At 71.7% G+C, this 21,474-nt stretch carries 23 protein-coding genes; 10 read left to right on the forward strand and 13 right to left on the reverse strand.

Features of this window, described 5'->3' with window-relative positions; translation table 11 throughout:
- Positions 1-5 precede the first annotated feature (5 nt).
- Both QK288_RS10815 and QK288_RS10820 read right to left on the reverse strand, forming a co-directional pair.
- Positions 6-860, reverse strand: a complete 855-nt coding sequence (locus QK288_RS10815; protein WP_281264317.1) for a PHP domain-containing protein — start codon at positions 858-860, stop codon at positions 6-8.
- Between the two features lie 33 nt (positions 861-893).
- Positions 894-1,463: a TetR/AcrR family transcriptional regulator gene (locus QK288_RS10820; protein ID WP_281264318.1), complete on the reverse strand. Its 570-nt coding sequence runs from the start codon at positions 1,461-1,463 to the stop codon at positions 894-896.
- Between the two features lie 23 nt (positions 1,464-1,486).
- Between QK288_RS10820 and QK288_RS10825 the strand changes: the two genes are divergently transcribed.
- Together QK288_RS10825 and QK288_RS10830 are read left to right on the forward strand one after the other, a co-directional pair.
- Positions 1,487-2,653, forward strand: a complete 1,167-nt coding sequence (locus QK288_RS10825; protein ID WP_281264319.1) for an MFS transporter — start codon at positions 1,487-1,489, stop codon at positions 2,651-2,653.
- Positions 2,654-2,788: 135 nt separating this feature from the next.
- The gene (locus QK288_RS10830) at positions 2,789-3,010 is read left to right on the forward strand and encodes a hypothetical protein (protein ID WP_281264320.1); all 222 of its coding nucleotides are present in this window, start codon (positions 2,789-2,791) and stop codon (positions 3,008-3,010) included.
- Between the two features lie 22 nt (positions 3,011-3,032).
- Here the strand turns inward: QK288_RS10830 and QK288_RS10835 are convergent, their stop codons facing one another.
- Positions 3,033-3,932: an SDR family oxidoreductase gene (locus QK288_RS10835; protein ID WP_281264321.1), complete on the reverse strand. Its 900-nt coding sequence runs from the start codon at positions 3,930-3,932 to the stop codon at positions 3,033-3,035.
- A 122-nt stretch (positions 3,933-4,054) separates the two neighbouring features.
- Here QK288_RS10835 and QK288_RS10840 point away from each other — a divergent pair, with 122 nt between their 5' ends.
- Positions 4,055-4,321: a Rho termination factor N-terminal domain-containing protein gene (locus QK288_RS10840; RefSeq protein WP_281264322.1), complete on the forward strand. Its 267-nt coding sequence runs from the start codon at positions 4,055-4,057 to the stop codon at positions 4,319-4,321.
- On the opposite strand, the gene QK288_RS10845 is transcribed toward QK288_RS10840, so the two are convergent.
- Genes QK288_RS10845 through QK288_RS10870 form a run of 6 tightly spaced genes read right to left on the reverse strand, consistent with a single transcriptional unit; the run spans position 4,263 to position 11,017 of the window.
- The gene (locus QK288_RS10845) at positions 4,263-5,585 is read right to left on the reverse strand and encodes a glycoside hydrolase family 125 protein (protein ID WP_281264323.1); all 1,323 of its coding nucleotides are present in this window, start codon (positions 5,583-5,585) and stop codon (positions 4,263-4,265) included. The genes QK288_RS10840 and QK288_RS10845 overlap by 59 nt on opposite strands.
- On the reverse strand, positions 5,582-6,601 hold the full coding sequence (locus QK288_RS10850; protein ID WP_281264324.1) for a Gfo/Idh/MocA family oxidoreductase: 1,020 nt from the start codon (positions 6,599-6,601) through the stop codon (positions 5,582-5,584). The genes QK288_RS10845 and QK288_RS10850 overlap by 4 nt, the downstream gene beginning before the upstream one ends.
- Before the next feature lie 53 nt (positions 6,602-6,654).
- The gene (locus QK288_RS10855; RefSeq protein WP_281264325.1) at positions 6,655-7,641 is read right to left on the reverse strand and encodes a Gfo/Idh/MocA family oxidoreductase; all 987 of its coding nucleotides are present in this window, start codon (positions 7,639-7,641) and stop codon (positions 6,655-6,657) included.
- Between the two features lie 43 nt (positions 7,642-7,684).
- Positions 7,685-9,088, reverse strand: a complete 1,404-nt coding sequence (locus tag QK288_RS10860) for an ABC transporter substrate-binding protein (RefSeq protein WP_281264326.1) — start codon at positions 9,086-9,088, stop codon at positions 7,685-7,687.
- A complete protein-coding gene (locus QK288_RS10865) occupies positions 9,085-10,023 on the reverse strand; it encodes a carbohydrate ABC transporter permease (RefSeq protein WP_281264327.1) in 939 nt (312 codons plus the stop codon). Before QK288_RS10865 ends, QK288_RS10860 begins: the two co-directional genes overlap by 4 nt.
- Positions 10,024-10,027: 4 nt before the next feature.
- Positions 10,028-11,017 (reverse strand): sugar ABC transporter permease, encoded by a 990-nt coding sequence (locus QK288_RS10870; RefSeq protein ID WP_281264328.1) that lies wholly within the window; start codon positions 11,015-11,017, stop codon positions 10,028-10,030.
- 175 nt (positions 11,018-11,192) lie between these two features.
- Between QK288_RS10870 and QK288_RS10875 the strand changes: the two genes are divergently transcribed.
- Positions 11,193-12,503, forward strand: coding sequence for an ROK family transcriptional regulator (locus QK288_RS10875; RefSeq protein ID WP_281264329.1), 1,311 nt, complete (start codon positions 11,193-11,195; stop codon positions 12,501-12,503).
- Between the two features lie 21 nt (positions 12,504-12,524).
- Here the strand turns inward: QK288_RS10875 and QK288_RS10880 are convergent, their stop codons facing one another.
- Positions 12,525-12,806, reverse strand: a complete 282-nt coding sequence (locus tag QK288_RS10880) for a hypothetical protein (RefSeq protein ID WP_281264330.1) — start codon at positions 12,804-12,806, stop codon at positions 12,525-12,527.
- Positions 12,803-13,819, reverse strand: coding sequence for an HD domain-containing protein (locus QK288_RS10885; protein WP_281264331.1), 1,017 nt, complete (start codon positions 13,817-13,819; stop codon positions 12,803-12,805). Before QK288_RS10885 ends, QK288_RS10880 begins: the two co-directional genes overlap by 4 nt.
- Before the next feature lie 87 nt (positions 13,820-13,906).
- Between QK288_RS10885 and QK288_RS10890 the strand changes: the two genes are divergently transcribed.
- A complete protein-coding gene (locus QK288_RS10890; RefSeq protein ID WP_281264332.1) occupies positions 13,907-14,869 on the forward strand; it encodes an SDR family NAD(P)-dependent oxidoreductase in 963 nt (320 codons plus the stop codon).
- 54 nt (positions 14,870-14,923) lie between these two features.
- The gene (locus tag QK288_RS10895) at positions 14,924-15,727 is read left to right on the forward strand and encodes a DUF1684 domain-containing protein (protein WP_281264333.1); all 804 of its coding nucleotides are present in this window, start codon (positions 14,924-14,926) and stop codon (positions 15,725-15,727) included.
- Between the two features lie 174 nt (positions 15,728-15,901).
- Here QK288_RS10895 and QK288_RS10900 read toward each other — a convergent pair whose 3' ends face one another.
- Positions 15,902-16,462, reverse strand: coding sequence for a histidine phosphatase family protein (locus QK288_RS10900; protein ID WP_281264334.1), 561 nt, complete (start codon positions 16,460-16,462; stop codon positions 15,902-15,904).
- A gap of 20 nt (positions 16,463-16,482) precedes the next feature.
- Positions 16,483-17,199: an MgtC/SapB family protein gene (locus QK288_RS10905; RefSeq protein ID WP_281264335.1), complete on the reverse strand. Its 717-nt coding sequence runs from the start codon at positions 17,197-17,199 to the stop codon at positions 16,483-16,485.
- Positions 17,200-17,305: 106 nt separating this feature from the next.
- On the opposite strand from QK288_RS10905, the gene QK288_RS10910 reads away from it, so the two are divergent.
- The 4 genes from QK288_RS10910 (at position 17,306) to QK288_RS10925 (ending at position 21,473) form a co-directional block, all read left to right on the forward strand.
- A complete protein-coding gene (locus QK288_RS10910) occupies positions 17,306-18,577 on the forward strand; it encodes an acyl-CoA dehydrogenase family protein (RefSeq protein ID WP_281264336.1) in 1,272 nt (423 codons plus the stop codon).
- Between the two features lie 168 nt (positions 18,578-18,745).
- Entirely contained in the window at positions 18,746-19,441 is a 696-nt protein-coding gene (locus tag QK288_RS10915) for an LLM class flavin-dependent oxidoreductase (RefSeq protein WP_281264337.1), read from the forward strand.
- Positions 19,438-20,712, forward strand: a complete 1,275-nt coding sequence (locus QK288_RS10920) for an NtaA/DmoA family FMN-dependent monooxygenase (protein WP_281264338.1) — start codon at positions 19,438-19,440, stop codon at positions 20,710-20,712. The genes QK288_RS10915 and QK288_RS10920 overlap by 4 nt, the downstream gene beginning before the upstream one ends.
- Positions 20,713-21,119: 407 nt before the next feature.
- Positions 21,120-21,473: a carboxymuconolactone decarboxylase family protein gene (locus tag QK288_RS10925; protein ID WP_281264339.1), complete on the forward strand. Its 354-nt coding sequence runs from the start codon at positions 21,120-21,122 to the stop codon at positions 21,471-21,473.
- The last annotated feature ends 1 nt before the right edge of the window (position 21,474 follow it).

Here is a 21,474-nt window from a genome sequence, read left to right on the forward strand (position 1 = left end):
GTCGGCTAGCGGAGAGTCCAGGGATCCTCTGGTCGTGTCCCTTCCCGGAACCCGAAGTGCTCGAGCATCGCCATCGCCTCCGGGAAGTGCGCCCCGAGCGTCCCCTCCGCGTGCGAGTCGCTCCCGAACGTCACGGCGCGACCGCCCTCGTCGCGCCACCACTCCGGGATCCACGGCCAGAGCCGCCTGGTGTTCATCTCCAGCGCGCGACCCGACCCGGCGATCGCGCGCATCGCCGCCCGGAAGCCCTCCTCGAACCGCCGCGGGTCGAACGGCCCGGCCGACTCCGACGGCCACGAGCGCACCGCGTAGTCGATGTGGGTGAAGACCTCGAACGAGTCCGAGCCGGCGACCATGCGGGGGATCTCGTCGAGGTAGGCCCACATCACCTCGTCGGGATCGCGACGGTGGTAGAGCGTGACGGGCTCGGTCCGGTCACCGTCGGTGAACGGCAGCATGTGCAACGACCCGTTGACCCGGTCGATCGTCCCCGACCGGAGCACGTCGGCCGCCGCCGCGTCCCAGACGTGCGGCTGCCCGAACTCCACTCCGGTCAGGATCCGGAGCGCGGGGAACGCCCGGCGGCACCGGTCGATCGACTCGAGGTAGCCGTCGAGGTCGAAGGGCGGCAGGCGCACCTGGTTCGTCTCGTCGACCAACGCCTCCGCGTGGTCGCCCATGTCCCCTGGTTCGACCCGCCATCGGTCCTCGAAGTCCAGGTGCTCGGTGAAGACGAGCGCGGGCAGACCGATCCGGACGGCCCGAGCACACGTGCGCTCCATCAGCCCGACGGACGCCGGGTCGGTCGCGGCGTCCCACGACCATTCGCTGTGCACGTGGGCATCCGCGGTGAGCCTCATGCCGGCCATGCTGCCAGGAGGCCCACGTCCGCGTCACTCGATGCCGTGCCCGTCGAACAGGCTCGACGCGACCGCCCGCGCCACACCGGTGTCGGCATCGGCGTCCCGGAGGCGCATGGCGAGCGCGCCGGAGACGACGAGCGTCAACTGCTCACCGAGCGTCCCTGCCCCATCACCCACGAGGGGCACCGCCAGCTCCGTGAGCCGCGTGCGGAGGCCCGACGACTCGGCATCGAGCACGACGCGGATCTCCGACGGCGCATCGGCGTACTCGGACGCGGTGCCGAGGAACGCGCACCACCGTGACGCCGCCGAGCGGGTGCGGTAGTCGTCGAGTGCGTCGAAGACCGCCAGGAGCCGGCAACGATCACCGGTCTGCCGCTCGACCGCGGCAGTCCACGTCGCCTCCCAGTCCAGCCGGCGCCGCTCGAGGGTCGCGGCGACGAGCGCCTCCTTGCTCGGGTACCCCCGGTAGAGCGTCGCTGACGAGACCCCTGCACGCTCCAGGACCGCGTCCACCGAGGTCGCCGCGATGCCGTGCGTGAAGAACAGGTCCTCGGCGGCGTCGAGGAGCTTCTGCTCGGTTCCCGCACGCATGGCCATGTCAGCACCCTAGACTCCGAAAAGTGAAACGATCGTTTTCGAAAGGAACCGGGCTCGCCGTCGCCGGCACAGCCCTCGTCGCGGTGACCTACGGGCTCGTCCGCCTCGCCTACGGCCTGGTGCTGCCGGACGTGCAGGCGGACCTGGGGCTCGGCGCGGCGCTCGCCGGGTGGATCTCCGCTGGGGCGTCGACCATGTACTGCGTCGGGGCGGTGATCGGGTTCCTCGCGGCGACGAGGCACCCGCGCTCGCTCGTGGTCCTGGCCGCGAGCACCGCGGCGGTCGGTGCCGCCGGGATGGCGTGGAGCCACGACGCGACCACCTTCGGCGTCGCGGCGGTCCTGAGCTCGACGGGCGCGGGCGCTGCATCGCCGGCGCTCGTCCGGCTGGTCGCGCGGAACACGGCACCGGATCGGGTGCCTCGCGCGCAGGCGGTCGTGAACGCGGGGACCGGACCCGGGCTCGTCGCCGCCGGGCTCCTCGCACTCGCGGTCCTGCCCGAGTGGCGCACCGCCTGGTTCGTCGCCGCGGCCTGTTCCGTGCTGGCCGGGGCCGCCGTGCTCCTCACCGACCACCGCGGTCACGACGACACGACGGAACGCGGTCACGCCGACACGACGGAACGAGTGGACCGAGCAGGACGACCGACGGGGTCGTGGTTCGTCGCGCACCGTCGACTCCTCCTCGCGGCACTGCTGCTCGGCGCCGGCTCCGCCGCGGTCTGGAACTACGGCCGATCCGTCCTGGTCGACGCCGGTGTCGATCGGGAGGCCTCCATCACCGCCTGGATCGCCCTCGGCCTCGGAGGTGCTGCGGTCGTCGTCACGAGCCGGTGGACGGGCGGCATGCGACCCGCGCGGCTCTGGGCGATCAGCGTGACCGCGGTCGTGGTCGGGTCCCTCGCGCTCGCCGTGGTGCCCGGTACCGTCCCGGTCGCGCTCGTCGCCTGCCTGGTGTTCGGGTGGGGCTACACCGCGGCGACCGGGGCGCTGATCGCCTGGACGACCGAGATCGACCCGGATCGTGCGTCGGCGGGGACCTCGATGCTCTTCGTCACCCTGGTGCTCGGGCAGGCCCTGGGTGCCGCCGCGGCCGGCGCCGTGATCGGCGTCGCCGGCGCGGTGACGGCGTTCGCACTGGCGGCCCTGGTCGGACTCGTCTCCGCTCCGGCGGCCGGGCCGCGGCACTGAACGTGCGCACCGCCGGACGGGAGGCTCGGTGCGCGCCCGCACCGAGCCTCCCGTCCGTCCCGTGGTCGCGTCGCGAGCCGCGCGCACGTCCGGTGTCCAGGTCGAGCCACGCGCGGTGCGGCAAGATGGTGTCTCGTGAACCCACAGCCGCAGCAGCCCCGCTGGCGCAAGACCTGGTCGACCGTGCAGGTCGGTCTGCTCTCCGCGGCGGTCATCGCGTGCATCGTGATGCTCTTCGTCGGCGACGGCAGCCTGGACCGGGTGTGGGCCGTCGCACTGGTGTTCTTCGGGATCGCGCTGCTCGGGCACATCACGTTCCTCGTGTACACGGCGCGGTACGAGCGCGACAGCCGCTGAGACCGTCCGACACGGCCCTTCGTCAGGGCGTGACCATGCCGCCGTTCACGTTGAGCGTCTCGCCGGCGACGAAGCTCGACTCGTGCGACGCCAGGAACACGTACGCGGGCGCGAGCTCGGCGGGCTGACCCGCGCGGCCCATCGGCGACTCGCTGCTGCCGAACTCCGGCAGGGTCTCGGGGTCGACGCCGCTCGTGACCTGCAGCACCGACCAGGTGGGACCGGGCGCGACGACGTTCACGCGGATGCCCTGCTCGATGAGTGCCTGCGAGAGGCCCTTCGAGAAGTTGTTGATCGCGCCCTTCGTCGCCGCGTAGTCGAGCCGGTCGGGTGCGGGCTTGTACGCCTCCATCGACGCCGTCGTGGTGATCGTCGATCCCGGGTGCAGGTGGGGGAGCGCAGCCTTCACGAGCCGGAACAACCCGAACACGTTCACGTCGAACGTGGCCTCGAACTGCTCGTCGGTGATGTCGAGCAGGTCGGGCTGCCAGACCTGCTTGCCCGCGACGCTGACGAGCGCGTCGATGCCGCCGAGCCCCTCGACCGCCTCGGCGACGAGACGTCCGGCGTACTCGCGGTCGCGGAGGTCACCGGGGATCGCGACAGCGGTGCGTCCGGCGGCGCGGACCTGCTCGATGACGTGGTCGGCGTCCTCCTGCTCCTCCGGCAGGTAGGCGAGTGCGATGTCGGCGCCCTCGCGGGCGAACGCGATCGCGACGGCGCCGCCGATGCCGGAGTCGGCGCCGGTGATGAGCGCTTTGCGGCCGGCGAGGCGGCCGGTCCCGCGGTAGGTGTCCTCGCCGAGGTCCGGGACGGGCGTCATCCGGGACTGCAGACCCGGCTCGGGTTGCGTCTGCGGCTCGGGCGACACGTCGGGGTAGCGGGTGCGTGGGTCAGCTGGTTCGTACTGGTCGTGCGGCATGCACCCACCGAACCCGCCGACCCCTGAGAGGTGGTCAGGAGCGTGCGTGATCCGGATTCGTCGGACGCTCGACAGGACTCCGTCCGAGAAGCACTGAGGCTCGGCGGCGTACGGTCTCGGCCATGCCGAACCAGCAGATGCGGGGCGTGAAGAACCCCGAGATGTACGAGGAACTCCGCGCAGCGGGCAACTCGAAGGAGAAGTCCGCGCGGATCAGCAACGCCGCGGCCGCGAAGGGCAAGCGGGCGGTCGGGAAGAAGGGCGGGGAGTCCGGCTCCTACGACGACTGGACCGTCGCGGATCTCCGGAAGCGTGCGAAGGAGCTCGGACTCACCGGGTACTCGTCGAAGCGGAAGAGCGAGTTGATCGAGGCGCTTCGCGACCACTGAGGTCGTCCGCGACGGTCAGCGCGAGCTCGCAGAACATCGCGTCGGCCCACGAGAACCACTCCCGTGAGAACGCGGCGGGGTCGTCCACGTCGAACGACTCGTGCATGCGCCCGGTCCCGGCGTCCGTCGCGAGCAGCACGGCGAGGAGCTCCCGTCGGCGCTCCGGTGTCCCGGTGATGCCCTCGACGCAGAGCGCGATCGGCCACACCCGGTTCGGCTCGGTGTGCTGGCTCCCGATGCCCTCGGCCGCCGTTCCGCTGAACCAGTACGGGTTCGCTGGTGACAGCACCAGGCGTCGGGTCGCGGCGGTGACCTCGGGGTCGATGACGTCGGGCGCGTCGGACGGCAGTGAGAGCAGTGACGGCATGTTCGCGTCGTCCATGAGCACGGCGCCGCCGAGCCCGTCGACCTCGTACGCGTAGACCTGTTCGCCGTCGTGCTCGACGATGCCGTGCCGACGCACCCCGTCGAGGACGGCCGACCGCAGTGCGTCGGCGTCGTCGGCGAGCCGCTCGTCGCCGTACACGTCGCGGGCGATCTCGGCGAGGTCGAGCAGTGCCTGCGCGGCGTGCAGGTTCTCCGGGACGTTGTAGCCGTACGTGCACGCGTCGTCCGACGGCCGGAACCCGCACCAGGTCATGCCCGTGACGGCGACCGGGGTGCCGCGGCCGTCGCGGTCGAGCGTCTCGGTCGCGATCCCGACGTCCCGGACGAACCGGTACGCGGACGCGTCGTGGTCCTGTTCGGCGCGCCACTGGTCCACGATCGTGCGGAAGACCCGGTGGGCGCGCTCGTCGAACAGGTCGGTGCGACCGGTCGCGGTCCACAGCCGGTGGGCGAACTGGACCGGGTAGGCGAGGCTGTCGACCTCGTACTTCTGCTCCCACACCGACGGGTCGTCGCAGAGGTCCCGGTCATCGTGGTGCGCGCCGGTGGCCGAGCGGTTGAAGGCGTTGGCGTAGGGATCGTGGTCGATGCACCGGAACTGCCGCCGGACGACCCCGGTCAGGACGTCGGCGATCGCGGGGGAGTCGGCGGCGAAGCGCAGGTACGGGAGCATCTGCGTCGTCGAGTCGCGGAGCCACATCGCGGGGATGTCGCCGGTGATGACGAAGGCGGTGCCGTCGTCGTCGAGGGTGATGGTGTCGGTCAGCGTGCGGGTGAGGGCTTCCTCGACCCGGTCGCCGACACCGACACCGGCGGTGCCCCGGACCGCGTCAGCGGCGGCCCGGAGCACCGAGGTGGTCTCGTCGTCGAGGATCACGCGGAGACCGGCTCCACCTGGAGCACCGACGCGATCGTGCCGCTGTGGGCGCCCTCGTACGCCGCCAGGATCATGCCGAGCACGGCGATGCCCTCCCGCTCGGTGTGGATCGGACGCGTGCCGTCGCGCAAGCACGCGCCGAACGCGCCGATCTCCGCCGCGAACGTGTCCACGTCCTCGTAGGTCACGGTCTCGCTGGTGCCGTCGAGCAGGTCCCAGCGGAGCGTGGTGCCGTCGCTCGTCAGCGAGCCGAGCTCACCGACGGCGCTGAAGCGCTCGGTGCCGGCGGCCGGCTCGTACGCCCAGCTCGTGACGAGCTGGCCGACGGCGCCGTTGTCGAAGCGGAACAAGGCCTGCGCCGAGTCCTCGCCCTCCATGAACGTCAGGCGGTGGGTCGAGAGCAGCGCCGTCGCCTGGACGGGGACACCACCGGCGAGGTGCATGAGCAGGTAGCTCGGGTGGTAGCCGGTGTCGATGAGCTCGCCGCCGCCGCTCTTCGACGCGTGTGCACGCCAGCCCATGTTCTCCGGGTCGAAGTCGTTGCGGAAGCTGTCCGTCGTGCGGACCTCGTACACGGTGCCGAGGACGCCGGTCTCGATGAGCTCCTTCGCCTTCGCGACCGCCGGCATGAAGAGCTGGTTGTGCGCGCACATCAGCGTGACGCCCGCCTCGCTCACGGCGGCCTGCACGTCGCGCGCTTCCTCCGGGGTGAGGCAGAGCGGCTTCTCGCAGAGGACGTGCTTGCCGGCCCGTGCCGCGGCGACGATCGCGTCGCGGTGCAGGTGGTGCGGCAGGCAGATGTCGACGGCGTCGATGTCGGCGCGGTCGAGCATCTCCTGGTAGTCGGTGAAGTGGGGCACGCCGAGCTCGGCGCCGCGGGCCTCGGCGGTCGACGCGAACGCATCGGCCACCGCGGCGATGCGGATGAGGTCCGGGTGCTGGGCGTAGCCGGCGATGTGTGCGGACGCGATGCCGCCGCCGCCGATGAGTCCGACGCGGATGGTGTCGTTGGACATGGTGACTCCTGGTTTCGTGCTGGGTTGCTGGTGTCGGTCGGTCGCGCGGCCGGTCAGGCCGCGACGGGGATGCGCGCAGCGGCGTTCGCGGCGACGACGAGCCTCGTGAGCTCGACGGCGCGGGCGATGTTGTCGTCGGCACGCGTGCCGGAGGTGATGTGGTCCACCCACTGTCCGAAGGCGTCCTGACCGTCCTCGGGGACCGGTATGGTGACCGGCTCGTCGCCGTACGCCGACCCGCCGGCGGTGAGCCGGGCCTCCTGGTCGGAGAACGCGAGCCATCCGCCGGTGCCCGCCACGTCGATCGTGAACGGGGTGCCCGCGACGAAGCCGGCCTCGATGATGCCGATCGCCTGGGAGGCGTAGCCGACCGTGACGACCGCGTGGTCCTCGACGGCGCGGCCGGTGACGGAGCGGTAGACGGCCTCGACCGAGTCCGGGCGGGCGCCGAGGAACAGCTGCGTGAGGTACACCGGATGGCAGCCGAGGTCGGTCAACGCGCCGCCGATCGCGGTCGACGGATCGAAGAAGCGCTCCGGCAGCCACGGCCGGACCGCGCCGTCGTGCGACAGGCGGACGCGGGCGTGGTTGACCTCGCCGAGGCGGCCGGACCGGATCTCCTCGAGGATCGCCTGCGTGTACCCGTGGTACAGCCGGGGGAGCGAGACGATCAGCTTGACGCCGGCGGCGTCGCAGGTCGCGATGATCTCCTCGCACTCCTCCACCGTCGGGGCGAGCAGCTTCTCGGTGAAGACGTGCTTGCCGGCCCGGGCGGCGCGCGTGATCACGTCGCGGTGCACGTCGGTCGACGTCGTGATCGTGACGGCGTCGATGTCGTCGCGGGCGAGCAGCGCGTCGAGGTCGTCGGTGAACTCGACACCGAACTGTTCGGCGCCCTCGCGCCCACGGGCGACGTCGTCGTCCCACACGGCGACGAGCTCGGTCCCCGGGTGCTCGACGGTCTGGCGGGCGTAGTCACCGGCGTGGACGTGCCAGAAGCCGAGGACGGCGACGCGGATCGGGGTGGTGGTGCTGGGCATGGTTGCCTTTCGTGATGGTGGTGCGTGATCCGGCCCGGGGAAGCTAGACCCGGACCTTGTCGTAGTCCTTGGGCAGCTTGAACGGGGAGTAGGTCTGCATCATCGGGTTGACCCGCGCCTGTGCGCGCTCGACCGCCTCCTGCGGCGACGCGGTGCCGAGGAGCACGCTCGACCTGGCGTCGGCGAGCGAGTCCCACCAGGCGCCACCGACGGGCAGGGGCGGGCGGCAGGTGGAGTCGGGCATCGACTCGACGAAGAAGCGGATCGACTTCGCGGAGCCCTTCGGGTCCTTCAGCGCGGCGATGTTCGACGGGACGCTCGTGGCGGGGACCATGTAGGTCTCCTGGCCGCGCTTGCCGGTGAAGTACTTCATCAGCTCCCACACGGCCTTGTTCTTCTTGGAGCCCTTCGGCAGGCAGAGCGCGAAGCCGCCGGACCAGGTGTACTTGTCGTCACCGGCGGCCTGGGTCGGCAGGTACGCGACACTCCAGTCGAGGTCCTTCGGCCCGTAGTTGTCGAACGTCTGGATCGTCGAGGGAACGCTGACCATGAACGCCATGCGATTCGCCAGGAACGCGGTCTGCCCCGGCGGGTGTCCCGTGGGCTCGTACGTGGCGATGAACGTGTCGGCGGCACGGTAGCCGTAGCGCTGCGCCCACTCGTCGTAGAACTCGTAGATCTTCTTGACGCTGCCGGAGTCCATCGTCATCTGCGAGTCGGCCTGGTCGAAGTACGACGCCCCGAGTCCGAGGCCCCACGTGAACGGCCAGCCCTCGCCGTACCAGGGGAGGAGGCCCATCTTGCTGTAGTTGCCGCCCTCCTTCTTCGTGAGCTTGTCGCTGACCTCGGCCATCCGGTCCATCGTCACCGGGCCGTTCTGCTCCCAGTCGAACTCGTCGAGGTCGAGCCCGGCGTCGCGGAGCATCGTGCGGTTCACGAACATCCCGCGGGCGTCGGTGTCGTGCGGCAGGCCGTACGTCTTGCCCTGGTAGGTCAGCTCGCCGACGGTGAACCCGAGCCAGGAGGACAGGAACTCCTCCTTGGAGACGTCCTCGAACTCGGCGATCAGCTCGTCGATCGGCTCGATGAGCCCGATCGCCGCGTACTGCGCCGCGCTGAACCGGTCGAGGAGCCACAGGTCGGGAGCTGTCCCACCGCGGACGGCCGTGATGACGCTGGTGGCGTCGCCGGTGCCCTGCGAGGGCACCTGGTTGACGCGGACGTCGATCTCCGGGTGCAGCTGCTTGAACTGGTTGATGACCTTGGTCTGGAACGGCACGAAGGTGCCCGTGACGCCCCAGATCGAGACCGAGTTCGGGTTGCTGCCGGCACCGCCCGTCGCGCACCCGGCGGCGAGCAACGCGAGGGCACCAGCACCGCCCGTCGCGGCGGCGGCGCGGAGGAAGGTCCGGCGGTCGAAGGCGGCGCCGTTGTGTCGCGCGTTCACTTGAAGCTCCCGATCTGGATGCCCTTGAGGAAGGTCCGCTGGAAGAAGAAGAACAGGATGACGAGCGGCAGGATGATGAGGATCGATGCCGCCATCAGCTGGTTGAACTGGAAGTCCGCGCTGTTGTTCAGGCGGAACACCTGGAGGCCGATCGACAGGGTCTGCACGTTCTCGTCCTGCAGGTAGATGAGGGGCCCGAGGAAGTCGTTCCAGGCACCCACCGCGGCGAAGATGCCGACCGTGACGAGCGCGGCCTTGGCCTGCGGGAACACGATCCGCCAGAGGATGCGCCACTCGGACGCGCCGTCCATGCGTGCGGCGTCGAGCAGGTCCTTCGGGATCTGCAGCAGGAACTGCCGGAGGAGGAACACGTAGAACGCGGACCCGAACAGGCTCGGGACGACGAGCGGCAGGAAGGTGTTGATCCAGCCGAGCCGCGCGTACAGGTCGAACATCGGGATGAGCGTCACCGGGAACGGGATGAACAGCGTCGCGAGCACGACGTAGAACATCCGGTCCCGGCCACGCCACTCGATGCACGAGAACCCGTAGGCGATGACCAGGTTCGACACCATCGAGAACAGCGTCACGAGCACGGTGATGATCAGCGTGTTCCGGAAGAACGTGAAGAACGGCATCGCGTTCACGGCCTCGCCGAAGTTCGACCAGTCCAGCCACTGCGGGAACCAGGTCGGGGGGAACGCGCCGAGCTCGCTGTTGCTCTTCAGCGCGGAGATCACCATCCAGTAGATGGGGATCAGGAACAGCAGGCTCATCGCGATGAGCACCACGCGAGCGCCGATCGACGACCACGGGGAGCGGACGGAGCCGTCGGCGTTCCTGGAGCGGTCCGCGCGGGCGTTCCTGCGGTCCTTGGGGCGGACGTCCTCGATCGACGACGTCTCGGTGGACACTCGGTCCTTCTGCATCGTCATGGCGTCACTCCCCGCTCACGTCGTAGTTCACGAACCGCTTGGACAGCCAGTAGACGAGTCCGGAGAGGATCATCCCGGCGAGGAACAGGAGCACGGCCATCGCACTCGCGAACCCGAGCTGCGCGTAGCTGAACGCGTTCTTGTAGAGGTAGAGCATGTAGAACAACGTCCCGTTGTCCGGGGACCCGAGTCCGCCGGTGCCGGACGAGATCACGTACGCCTCGGTGAACACCTGCAGGCCGTTGCTGATCCCCGTGATGAGGTTGAACAGGATCGCGGGGGAGATCAGCGGCAGCGTCAGTGCGAAGAACTGCCGCACCGGACCGGCGCCGTCGACGCGTGCTGCTTCGTACAGGGTCTTCGGGATGCCGCGCATGCCGGCGAGGAACACCAGCGCCGCGTTGCCAGCACCCATCTGCGCCAGCGCGACGATCACGAGCTTCGCGGTCGTCGGGTCGCCGAGCAGGTTCGTCGCCGGGATCCCGACGAGCTTCATCGCCTGGTTCACGATGCCGGTCTGCGGGTTGACGAGCACGACGAAGATGAATGCAAGGGCGAAGGTCGGGATGAGGGACGGGATGTACAGCGCCGTCCGGTACCAGCTGATCTCCTTGACGTCCTGGTTCATCGCCAGCGCGATCACGATCGCCACGACGATGCCGACGGGCACCGCGATCACCGCGTAGAACAACGTGTTGCCCACGGCGGTGTGGACGAGCGGGTCGATGAACGCGGCGATGTAGTTGCCGAACCCGACGAAGGTCGCGGCGTTCATGCCGGAGTACCGCGTCAGGCTGATCACGAAGGAGTAGATCAGCGGGTACGCGATGAACACGAGGACCCCGACGATCCACGGGGAGATGAAGGCGATACCGATGCGGAGGCGTCGCTTCTCCGCTGCGGTCCAGGGGTGTTTCTTCCCCGCTCGTCGACCGGTGCGCTCGGTCGGTGGAGCGGGTCGCGCTGTGGTGGCCGGGCGAGCGGTCGTCGTCACGGGCGTCCCTTCGGGTTCCCGTCGCACACCGGTGTGACGACGGGCGCGACCACCTCGGTGTGGTCACTCGGCGATCTGCCCGTCCGGATCGGTTCAATCCAATTGATTGACAAATTCGCTTGGTCAGGAATGCTAGGGACCATGCACGAGCTTCGTCAAGCACCGGATCGCTGAGATGTCTGCAGGGCAGAACGCGACCCACATCGCGGCGCACAACCGCGCCGTGGTGCTCGACGTCGTGCGTCGCGACGGTCCCGTGACACGTTCGGCGCTGACCACCAGGACGGCACTGACCGCCCAGACCGTGTCGAACATCGCGGCCCGACTCCTCGCCGACGGCCTGGTCCGGGAGACCGGCGCAGCGGTCCGGGAGACCGGCGCGGCGGTCCGGGAGACCGGCGCGGCGGTCCGGGAGACCGGCGCGGCGGTCCGGGAGACCGGCGCGGCGGTCCGGGTCGCCGGCCCGGTCGCCGGCCGTCGGCTCGAACTCGCGCCGGACGGTCGGTTCGCCGTCGGCATCCACCTCGACCCCGCGCAGGTCTCCGTGGTGCTCCTGGACCTCGCAGGCGGGCTCGTCGCCGAGCAGCACCTCGGCGCGGCCGACGTCGACGATCCCTCGTCGACGCTCGACGCGATGGCCGGTGCGGTCGACCACCTCGTGACAGCCGCTGGGATCGACCGCGCGCGCGTGGCCGGCATCGGTGTCGCGGCACCCGGCCCCATCGAGCAGGACCGCGCGGCGCTCGGCGCTCCCGTGCAGCTCGCCTCGTGGTCCGGCGTCCCGATCGCCGCCGAACTCGCGGAGCGCACCGGGTTCCCCGTCCGCATCGAGAAGGACGTCGTCGCGAGCGCCCTCGCCGAGTGGTGGACGGCGCGGTCGACCGAGGACCTGGTGTCGGTGTACCTCGGGTACGGCGTCGGAGCGGGCATCGTGGTCGGTGGCGAGGTCGTCCGAGGCGGCACCGGCAACGCGGGGGAGTTCGGCGGCATCCCCGTGCACGCGCACGGCGGCTGGACCGAGCTCTGGGAGGCCTGTCAGCCCCTCCAGCAGGTCCGGCGCGGGGTGGGCGCCGGGTTGCTCCCACCGGTCGCCGAGGACCCGGCGTCGGTCCGGGCCGCGTTCGAACAGCTGTGCGCGCTGCCTGCGGCTCGGCCGCTCCTCGCCGAGGCCGGCGCGGCGCTCGGTTCGGCGCTCGTCCACGTCGTCGAGCTCCTCGACGTGCAGCGCGTGGTCGTCGGCGGGAGCGCAGCACTCGCCGGCGGCGCGACCCTCCTCGACGCACTGCACGCGCGGCTCTTCGAACGCCTGGGTTCGCGTCGCGCGCCAGCGGTGGCGTTCACGGCGCTCGGTGAGGACGTCGTCGCCCGCGGCGCGGCGTGTGCCGTGCTGCTCACGTCCGCCCCGGCCGGTCCCGTCGTCCCCGCGGTGCGGCAGGTCCGGACGGGAGGCCCGGCTCGGGCCCGCGACATCGCCCACCCCTGGTAGACGGTCGCGGAAGCGTCCGTCTCAGACGCCGAGGCGGAGGAGGAGCGGGCCCAGCAGGCCGATCACCCAGATCGCGACGATGGCGGCGGCGCCGATCGCGAGGCCGCGTCGCTTCCAGCGCCGCCTCGGCGTCGCCGGCTGCTCGCCCCACATCTGCGTGCGGACCATCATCCGGTTCGCCTCGCCGACGAGCTGCCGGATCTGCGGGTCGTCCATGTCGAGACGGCCCTCGCGCGCGTGTTCGGCGATCGCGGCTGCCTCGTCCAGGGACAGCCCGTCGCTCGTGCTCCCGGGACCGGTCATGACGTCATCGTCCCACTCCGGAGCGCACTCGGCACACGGGTGCGCTGCACGGCGAGGTCGAGGGGGATCCCGCGCTGCAAGTCGGTGACGTCCTCGCTCGTGATGACCGCGCCGTCGACGGTCGGCAGGTCCAGGTAGGTCCGTCGGACCACATGGGCGAGGGCGTCGTCCGACGCCGGGGTGTGTCCGTCGGCGAACTGCCAGTGCTCCGGGTTCCGACGGAGTTCGACGGCCTCGTCGACCGTGGCCGGGTCGGCGAGCAGCACCGCCCAGAGCTCGTCGTCGGTCAGCCCGGCGAACACGGAGGGGGTGAGCGTCCCCGCGTCGAGCACGCGCGTCACCAGCGACCGGAGCACGACGTTCGGGACGATGTTCGCCTCGGACCGCTGCGCCCGGGCCTCGCGCACCGCGAGGTCCACCACCGCAGCGGCGGTCGCGGCGTCGGTGTCGACGGTGCCGTCGACGAGCCGCAGCCGGCCGAGGAGCTCAGCGGGCGGCGAGGTCGTCCGGCCGTGCGCCTGACCACTGCGCAGGAAGGAGTCGAGGTGGTCGAGCTTCAGGCCACCGCTCCGGTTCGTCAGCGGGGACGGCAGTGCGCCGTCGTCCGTGCTGATCACGGCCTCCGGGTCGAAGCCGCCGTCGTGCAGCACGTCGGCGAGCCCGCGGACCGCCGCGCGACCGAGCGTGTGGTGGTCGAGGCCGCCGAGCCCCTCGAGCGTGTGGCTGAACGGCAGGTGCCCGACGTCGTGCAGCAGACCGGTGACCCGGGCGAGCGCGTCGTCCGGGGCGAAGTGCGCCACGAGGGCGAGGACCCCGAGCGAGTGCTCGAGGCGCGTGTACGTCTGCGTCGTGGTGATCGACGCCGCGCCCGCGTGGGCGATGAACGCGAGCCGCCGGACCGGCCACGTCGTGAGGAGCGTCCGTTCGAGGGGCGTCAGCCGGACCTCGATGCGCCAGAGCGGGTCGAACCACACACTGTCGATGCCCAGTGTGTCCACTGCGTCGCCGTGCACGTGACCTCCTCGACCCTGCCGACCTCACGCTACCGGGGGACGGCCCGTACGGTCGATGGACAGCGCCGTGCGCGTACGAACGGGCACATGGCACATCGATTCCGCGGTCAGGTCGTCGTCGTCACCGGAGCCTCGAGCGGCATCGGGCGAGCGGCGGCACACGAGTTCGCACGAGCGGGCGCGACGGTGGTCCTCGCTGCGCGCAGCCACGAGAGTCTCGAGGCCGCCGCGGAGGAGTGCCGACGGTTGGGTGCCGAGGCCCTCGCGATCACGACGGACGTCGCGGACGAGCAGCAGGTGGCGGACCTCGTGGGCACCGTCACGAGCCGGTTCGGACGGATCGACGTCTTCGTCGGGAACGCCGGCCTGTTCGTCTACGGCCTGTTCGAGCAGACCCCCACCGAGTCGTTCAAGCGGGTCGTCGACACCAACCTGTACGGGCACCTCAACGCGATCACGCACCTCCTGCCGCACTGGCGGCAGCGTGGCCGCGGGACCTACGTCTTCGTCGGGAGCATCCAGTCGCTGTTGTCCGCGCCGTACCAGTCCGCGTACGTGACGAGCAAGCACGCGGCGCTCGGACTGGTCGACGTGCTCGGCGACGAGTTCGCCCACACCGGCATCGAGTTCACCACGCTGATGCCCTCGACGATCGACACGCCGATCTACCAGAACGGCGCCAACTACACGGGCAAACGCTCCCACCCGCTGCCGCCGACGGTGTCCGTCGAGCGGGCAGGGCGGGCCGTGCTGCGTGCAGCGGCCCATCCGAAGCGGTACCGGTTCGTCGGACGGATCCAGGCGTCGCTCGTGCCGCTGCAGTACGTCTTCCCCGGCCTGTTCCACGCGATCACGGGACCGATGGTGGAGACCTTCGCGCTGCGCGGGAAGGGCGAGCCCACCGACGGCAACCTGTGGCAGCCGGCCGAGTCCGGCAACGCCACCGACGGCGGGTGGGTCGCGAAGCGACGGCGCGTCACGCGCCCGCTGCTCGTCGTCGGCGCGGTCGGGGCGGTGCTGGCCCTGGCCGCTGGCAGCCGCCGCCGGTGACGCCGGATGTCGGACGGGTCGCCGCGCGGCCCGGGACGACGTAGCGTCTGGAGCATGACCACGACGATCGAGACCGCGTTCGCAGCCGACTGGCGTGCGTGGCACGACGCGCACGAGGCCGCTCGCGCCGACGAGCACGGCTTCCTTGCCGTCACGAGCATCCGCTGGCTGACGTGGACGCCCGAGCGCTTCGACGACGCCCCCGGCGTGTGGTCGACGAGTGAGGACGGCCCCGTCGTGGCGCTCGCGGACGGGGAGTCGCTCGAGATCGACGGCGCCGTCGTCACGGGCACGTACCGGTTCGGGCCGCTCGCGGAGCGCTCGTCCATCACCGTGGTGTGGCGCACCGACGACGAGACGACCGTCGTCGAGGTGGCCCGCCGTGGCGGCAGCGACATCGTCCGCCCGAGGCACCCGTCGAGCCCGATCCGCACCGGGTACCGCGGCACACCGGCGTACGCACCGGACGAGCGCTTCGTCGTCGACGCCCGCTTCACCCCGTTCGACGAGCCACGCGAGGTCACGGTCGGCTCCGTCGTCGACGGACTCCAGCACGTGTACGCCGCACCGGGGACCCTGTCGTTCGACCTCGACGGGCCGCGGACGCTCCTGGCGTTCAACGGGCACGGCGACGGGTTGCACGTGCTGTTCACCGACCGGACGAGCGGCGTCACGACGTACGCGGCGAACCGGAGCCTCGACATCGACGCCCCTGATGCCGAGGGCCGCACCCGCATCGACTTCAACCGCGCGACGAACCTGCCGTGCGCCTACACGGCGCACGCCACCTGCCCGCTGCCACCGGCCGAGAACCGGCTCGACGTCGCGGTCGAGGCGGGCGAGCAGCTCCCGGCCTGAGCGGGTCGGCGGACACCTGAGTGGGTCTCCGGACACATCCGACCGGACCAGCACGCTGCCGGCAGGGCCGCGACCGTAGGCTCGCGACGTGGGCACGGGGGGAACCGACCACCGGTCGGACTGGAGGCGCGGGGCGGGCCGTGGGGGAGCCTCCAGTCCGGTGGGTGGGCACCGTCAGGGCGTCACGCGCGTCCAGCCGGACGTCGCGCGCCACGCGCGCGGATCGAACGTGAAGACGCTGCCCATGCCCGGCTGGTCGAGGTCCCTGGTGATCGCCGCCCCCATGAGGTCCGCGAGGAGGAGCGCGCCGACCGCGCCGTGCGAGACGATCGTGACGTCGGCCCCGTCCGCGGTGTGCCCGCGGACGGCATCGACGATGCGGGCCTGCGCGTCGACCGCGCGCTCCCATCCCCGGACCGACTCGGCGGGGCGGGCGAAGAAGGCGTCGACGACCAGTTCGAACTCCGACGGCGGCAGGTAGCCGGTCGCGCTCCGGTCGATCTCGCCGAGCAGCGGGTCGACCGTCGTGGCCCGGCCGACGGCCCGGGCGAGGAGGTCGGCGGTCTCGAGGGCCTTGCGCTCCTCGCTCGATACGATCCGTGCCGTGCCGGGACGCCAGGCGTGTCGGTGTGCAGCAGCGGCGCGGGCCCGGCCGGTGTCGGACAGGTGCCACGACTCGATCGGCGCAGCGGGATCGACGACGACCTCGGCGTGGGTCAGGAAGAACGAGGGCATCCGTCAATCATGGCAGCGGGTCACTCCAGGTCGTCGGCCGCGGTGGGGTCGACCGCGCGGACGCCGTCGACCTCGCCGAGCTGTGCGAGCAGCATGCCGGAGTCCCTCGGTCCGGTGACCTCCAGCCGGACCGAGGTCGTCTCGTCACGGTCGCTCTCCTGCTGGACGAGCCGGCCGACGTGCCAGCCGCTGGCGGTGACGAGCGTCAGGACCTTCGGCAGCACGCCTCGGCCCGAGTCGTACAGCACGTCGAGCGTCAACGACGACTCCGCTGAACGGGGGAGCGCGCGGATGAGTGCCGTGTAGCCGAACACCACCACGAAGTGCAGGGCGGTGACGACGAGGGCGAGCAGCCAGAGTCCGGTGCCGGCGGCCATGCCGATCGCCGCGGTCTCCCACACGGACGCCGCGGTGGTGAGCCCGCGGACGGCTCCACGGCGCGTCAAGATCAGCCCGGCGCCGAGGAACCCGACGCCTGAGACGATCTGGGCCGCGACGCGCGACGGGTCGAGGACGACGTGGCCGGCGAGCAGGACGTCGCTGAAGCCGTACTTGCTGACCAGCAGCATCAGGGCAGAGGCCGTGCCGACGATGGTCTGCGTGCGGATGCCCGCGCTCTTCGACCGGAGCTGCCGTTCGAGTCCGATGAGCGACGCGAGGGCGAACGCCAGCAGGACCTCGCCGATCTGCACCAGCCCCTGTCCGGCGAACGGCGCGGTCAGGTCGTGGATGGTCATCGCGTCGACGCTACGCCGCGACGAGGTGTGACGCCCGGTTTCGTCGCGTTGCACGAGGTTGCGGCAGCGCTGTCCGGCAGTGCGCGTCGTCGGTAGCGTGCGCCGCATGTGCCCGAGTGAGATCCCAGCAGACGACCGGTACGACGAGCTCATCGCGCCGCTCCGGCCCGTGATCGAGCGGATCGGGCTCGACGCGTTCGAGCGGGAGCGTGACGAGCGCCTCGCGACGGAGCAGCTCGGGTGGCTCGTCGAGGCCGGGTTCGCGCGGTGGCGGACCCCGGAGGACTGGGGCGGCGTCGGGGCTCGGCTGTCCGACCTGTTCCGCGCCGTCGCCGAGATCGCCGAGGTGGACCCGAACCTGGCGCACGTGTGGCGGAACCACTTCTCGTTCGTCGAGGACCGCGTGCACGCGGACGGTGGTGCCGCTGATCGGGACCTCGTCGCCCGGCTCGGTGGCGGCGAGGTCGTCGGGGGCGGCTGGAGCGAGACGCCGAACGCCACCGGGGAGCGCATCACCACGACCGCGCGCCGGGACCCGGACGGCGGCTGGCGGATCAGCGGCGCGAAGTTCTACTCGACGGGCAGCGTCTACGCCAGGTGGATCACGGTGATGGCGATCGACGAGGCGGGGGAGCAGGTCGTGGCGCTCGTCGACGCCGAGGACCCCGACGTGGTGGTCGGTGACGACTGGGACGGCTTCGGGCAGCGCATCACCGGCAGCGGCAGCGTGCGGTACACCGACGTGCACGTCCCGGACGAGCGCGTGCACCCGTTCGCCACGCGGTACCCGTACCAGGAGCAGTACTACCAGACCTTCATGCACGCGATCCTCGTCGGCATCGGGCGTGCGGCGCTCCGCGACGGTGTCGCCGCCCTGCGCGCCCGTGCCCGGGGACACCACAACGGAACCGAGGCCCGCCCGACCCACGACCCGGAGCTCCTCGGTGTCGTCGGGACCGTCGCCGCGCGGGTGTACGCGGCGGATGCGGCGTTCGTCGCGAGCCTCCGGTCGATCGACGACACCGTCGACCGCCACGCCGAACTGCGCGCAACCGGGGCGGATCCGGCGGGGGACGAGACGCTGACGGGGCTCCTGGAGCGGAGCTGGATCACGGTCGCCCAGGCGCAGACCGTCGTGACCGACTCGGTGCTGGACGCGACGACCGTGGTGTTCGACGCCCTCGGGTCGTCGGGGACCTTCCGTGCGATCGGCCTGGACCGGCACTGGCGGAACGCCCGCACCCTGTCGTCGCACAACCCGCGCGTGCACAAGCGGCGGATCGTCGGCGACCACCTGGTGAACGGCGCGAGCCCGCTCGACCGCCGGGACCCGACGGCAGCCGCCGCCCCGTCCACCGCTGGCGCCACGTCCGCGTAACGCCCGGTCGCGCTGTGACGGCCGAGGCGTAACGCCCCGTCATCCCGCGCAACGCGGTGACGCCCACGAGCAGCGCGCTCGTCGCGACCCGTACGGTCGTCCGCAACGGCCCGCCACCCGGCGCTGGGGAGGCGACGGTGGCGGGCCGCTCCCGATCCCGGAGGACAGATGACGGACACCAGCACACGCGTCGCATCGCCGATCCGCGTGCCAGACCCCGACCTCGCGACCGCGGTCCACGAGCCCGGAGGCATCGCCGGAATCGCGGACCGGATCCGGCGTACCGACGCGGACACGGTCGTCCTCGGTGCGGACCGCTTCGTCCAGGAACACGCCGACGGACCACGGGTCGACCCGACGTCGGCGGCGCTCGCCCTCGGCCGTGCGCTGCCGGCGCACCGGTTCCTGATCGCCGTCGCCCCGACACGGGACCACCCGTACAACGTCGCCCGTCGGGTGCTCTCCCTCGACCACGTGCTCGGCGGTCGCGTGGGGCTGCTCGTCGGTGCCCACGACCCCGGCGCGCACGATCCCGCTGCTGACGACGAACGCTCGCACGACCCCGCCGAGTTCGCACGGGTCGTCCGCGGTCTCTGGGCGACGTGGCCGTTCGACAGCATCGTGGGGGACCGCTCGACCGGGGTGTTCGCGGACACCGACCGCGTGCGGCCGCTCGACCACGACGGCGGCCCCGGCGGATACCGCGTGCGTGGCCCGTTGACCACGCCGTCACGTCCTGGTGGCTCACCCGTGCTCGCGGTTTGGGACGACGTGGACCTGCCGGACGCCGACCTGCGCCTCTCCGCCGCGACCCCCGTTCTGCCGGCCGACGCTGCGCAGCCCGGCCCGGCGACCACCGCATGAGCCGCGACGCCGACGCCGGCCTGGTCCTCGGCGTGAACCTGCAGGGCTTCGGGCAGCGACCGGCCGCATGGCGGACCCAGGACGTCGCGGCCACCGACCTCCTCACCGCGGCGTTCTGGGAGGACCTCGGGCGCACCGCCGAGCGAGGCCTCCTCGACATGGTCTTCCTCGCCGACCACCCCGCCTGGAGCGACCCGAACGTCCGGGCGTACGGGCTGCTCGAGCCGTTCGTCGCCCTCGGGGTGATCGCCGGCGCGACGACGCACCTCGGGCTCGTCGGCACCGCGTCGACGACGTACAACGACCCGGTGGAGCTCGCCGAACGGACGCTGTCGCTCGACACCGTCTCCGGTGGACGGGTCGGCTGGAACGCGGTGACGACGTACGACTCCTCGGTGTCCGCGAACTTCGGCGTCGCACGGAACCCCGATCGGCCGGAGCGCTACGCCCGCGCAGGGGAGTTCGTCGACCTCGTCCAGGCGTTGTGGGCCTCCGCCGCCACCGGGGCGACCGTGCACCACCGCGGCGAGTTCCTCACGCACGACGGTGTGCTCCGGGTCCCACCGTCGGCGCAGGGGCACCCGGTCGTCTTCCAAGCAGGGGGATCGCCGCACGGCCGCGACCTCGCCGCCCGGGTCGCCGAGGGCGTCTTCGCCGTCGAGCTCACCCCGGAGCCGGCCCGGGAGCACCTCCGCGCCGTGAAGCGCGCCGCCGCGACGTACGGCCGGCAGTCCTCCGACGTCACGGTCGTCCCCGGGCTCTCGCTCGTCCTCGGCAGCACCGAGGCCGAGGCCCGCGCCCGCTTCGACCACCTCGAGTCCCTGGCGCCGGACGGGTACGCACTCCGGGCGCTCGGGACCCACCTCGACGCCGACCTCAGCGGTCTCGACCCGGCGGCCCCCATTCCGTCGTCGATCCTCGACCGAGAGGTCGACCCCGTCACGTACGGCCCGTCGCTCGGCTACCACGAGACCGTCGTCCGCTGGGTCCGCGCGAACAACACGAGTCTCCGGGACGTCCTGCGGGGCTTCGGCGGGTACGGCGCGCGGATCGTCGTCGGCACACCGGAGCAGGCGGCGGACACAATCGAGGACTGGTACCGCACCGGCGCAGCGGACGGCGTCAACCTGATGATCGACGAGTTCCCCCGGGGGCTCGAGACCGTCGTGGACGAGCTCGTGCCGATCCTCCAGCGCCGCGGCGTGTTCCACCGCGAGTACGAGGACGTGACCTTGCGCGGCCGGCTGGCCGCGCGCCGTCACGCCGCGTGACCGCCGGACGGGAGGCGCGGGTCGGCCCCGCGCCGTGCCTCCCGTCCGCCTGCGCCGGACTGGAGGCGCGGGTCGGGCCCGCACCGTGCCTCCCGTCCGCCTGTCGTTGCGTCTGCAACCGGCGACAGAGTCGCTGTCGTACGACAGCGACCCTGTCGGTGGGCCGCGGGTGCAACTGTTGCAGGCGCGCAGGAGCGACAAGACCGATGTCGTACGACAGCGGCGCTGTCGTTCCGAGTCGGGCCCGCCGCCCGCCCGCCCCCGCCCCCGCCGCCCCGCCCCGCCCCGCCCCGCCGCGTGACGCCGCGTGACGCGCGCCCCGCCGGCCGACGTCACGTGACGAAACCCCCGGTCACGGACCGCAACACCCGTCGCTGAACGGCGCGAGCCGCCATAGCGTCGCAGCCATGACCGACTTCCTCGACCGCGAGCACGACAAGACCTACACCGCCGTCTACAAGCGTGAGACGCCCGACATCCTCGCCGCGTTCGCGCAGTTCGACGGTGCCGTGTTCCAGGCAGAGGACCGGGCGATCCCGCTGAAGTTCCGCGAGCTCATCGCCGTCGCGGTCGGCATCACCACGCAGTGCGTCTACTGCATCGACGCGCACTCGCAGCGCGCCGTGCAGGCCGGCGCGACCGAGGCCGAACTCGCCGAGGCCGCATGGGTCGCGACCGCGATCCGCGCCGGCGGCGGTTTCGCCCACGGCCGCCTCGGCTTCAAGTTCGGATCCGAAGCGTCCCCCGCACACACCCACTGAG

The sequence above is a fragment of the Curtobacterium sp. 9128 genome (assembly GCF_900086645.1).
Taxonomy (GTDB): Bacteria; Actinomycetota; Actinomycetes; order Actinomycetales; family Microbacteriaceae; genus Curtobacterium.

What these genes read in the sequence shown, in the direction of transcription:
- QK288_RS10815 (WP_281264317.1), bottom strand. Translation starts at nt 860, where the DNA reads ATGAGGCTCACCGCGGATGCCCACGTGCACAGCGAATGGTCGTGGGAC.
- QK288_RS10820 (WP_281264318.1), bottom strand. Translation starts at nt 1,463, where the DNA reads ATGGCCATGCGTGCGGGAACCGAGCAGAAGCTCCTCGACGCCGCCGAG.
- QK288_RS10835 (WP_281264321.1), bottom strand. Translation starts at nt 3,932, where the DNA reads ATGCCGCACGACCAGTACGAACCAGCTGACCCACGCACCCGCTACCCC.
- QK288_RS10840 (WP_281264322.1), top strand. Translation starts at nt 4,055, where the DNA reads ATGCCGAACCAGCAGATGCGGGGCGTGAAGAACCCCGAGATGTACGAG.
- QK288_RS10850 (WP_281264324.1), bottom strand. Translation starts at nt 6,601, where the DNA reads ATGTCCAACGACACCATCCGCGTCGGACTCATCGGCGGCGGCGGCATC.
- QK288_RS10855 (WP_281264325.1), bottom strand. Translation starts at nt 7,641, where the DNA reads ATGCCCAGCACCACCACCCCGATCCGCGTCGCCGTCCTCGGCTTCTGG.
- QK288_RS10865 (WP_281264327.1), bottom strand. Translation starts at nt 10,023, where the DNA reads ATGACGATGCAGAAGGACCGAGTGTCCACCGAGACGTCGTCGATCGAG.
- QK288_RS10875 (WP_281264329.1), top strand. Translation starts at nt 11,193, where the DNA reads ATGTCTGCAGGGCAGAACGCGACCCACATCGCGGCGCACAACCGCGCC.
- QK288_RS10880 (WP_281264330.1), bottom strand. Translation starts at nt 12,806, where the DNA reads ATGACCGGTCCCGGGAGCACGAGCGACGGGCTGTCCCTGGACGAGGCA.
- QK288_RS10890 (WP_281264332.1), top strand. Translation starts at nt 13,907, where the DNA reads ATGGCACATCGATTCCGCGGTCAGGTCGTCGTCGTCACCGGAGCCTCG.
- QK288_RS10895 (WP_281264333.1), top strand. Translation starts at nt 14,924, where the DNA reads ATGACCACGACGATCGAGACCGCGTTCGCAGCCGACTGGCGTGCGTGG.
- QK288_RS10900 (WP_281264334.1), bottom strand. Translation starts at nt 16,462, where the DNA reads ATGCCCTCGTTCTTCCTGACCCACGCCGAGGTCGTCGTCGATCCCGCT.
- QK288_RS10905 (WP_281264335.1), bottom strand. Translation starts at nt 17,199, where the DNA reads ATGACCATCCACGACCTGACCGCGCCGTTCGCCGGACAGGGGCTGGTG.
- QK288_RS10910 (WP_281264336.1), top strand. Translation starts at nt 17,306, where the DNA reads ATGTGCCCGAGTGAGATCCCAGCAGACGACCGGTACGACGAGCTCATC.
- QK288_RS10915 (WP_281264337.1), top strand. Translation starts at nt 18,746, where the DNA reads ATGACGGACACCAGCACACGCGTCGCATCGCCGATCCGCGTGCCAGAC.
- QK288_RS10920 (WP_281264338.1), top strand. Translation starts at nt 19,438, where the DNA reads ATGAGCCGCGACGCCGACGCCGGCCTGGTCCTCGGCGTGAACCTGCAG.
- QK288_RS10925 (WP_281264339.1), top strand. Translation starts at nt 21,120, where the DNA reads ATGACCGACTTCCTCGACCGCGAGCACGACAAGACCTACACCGCCGTC.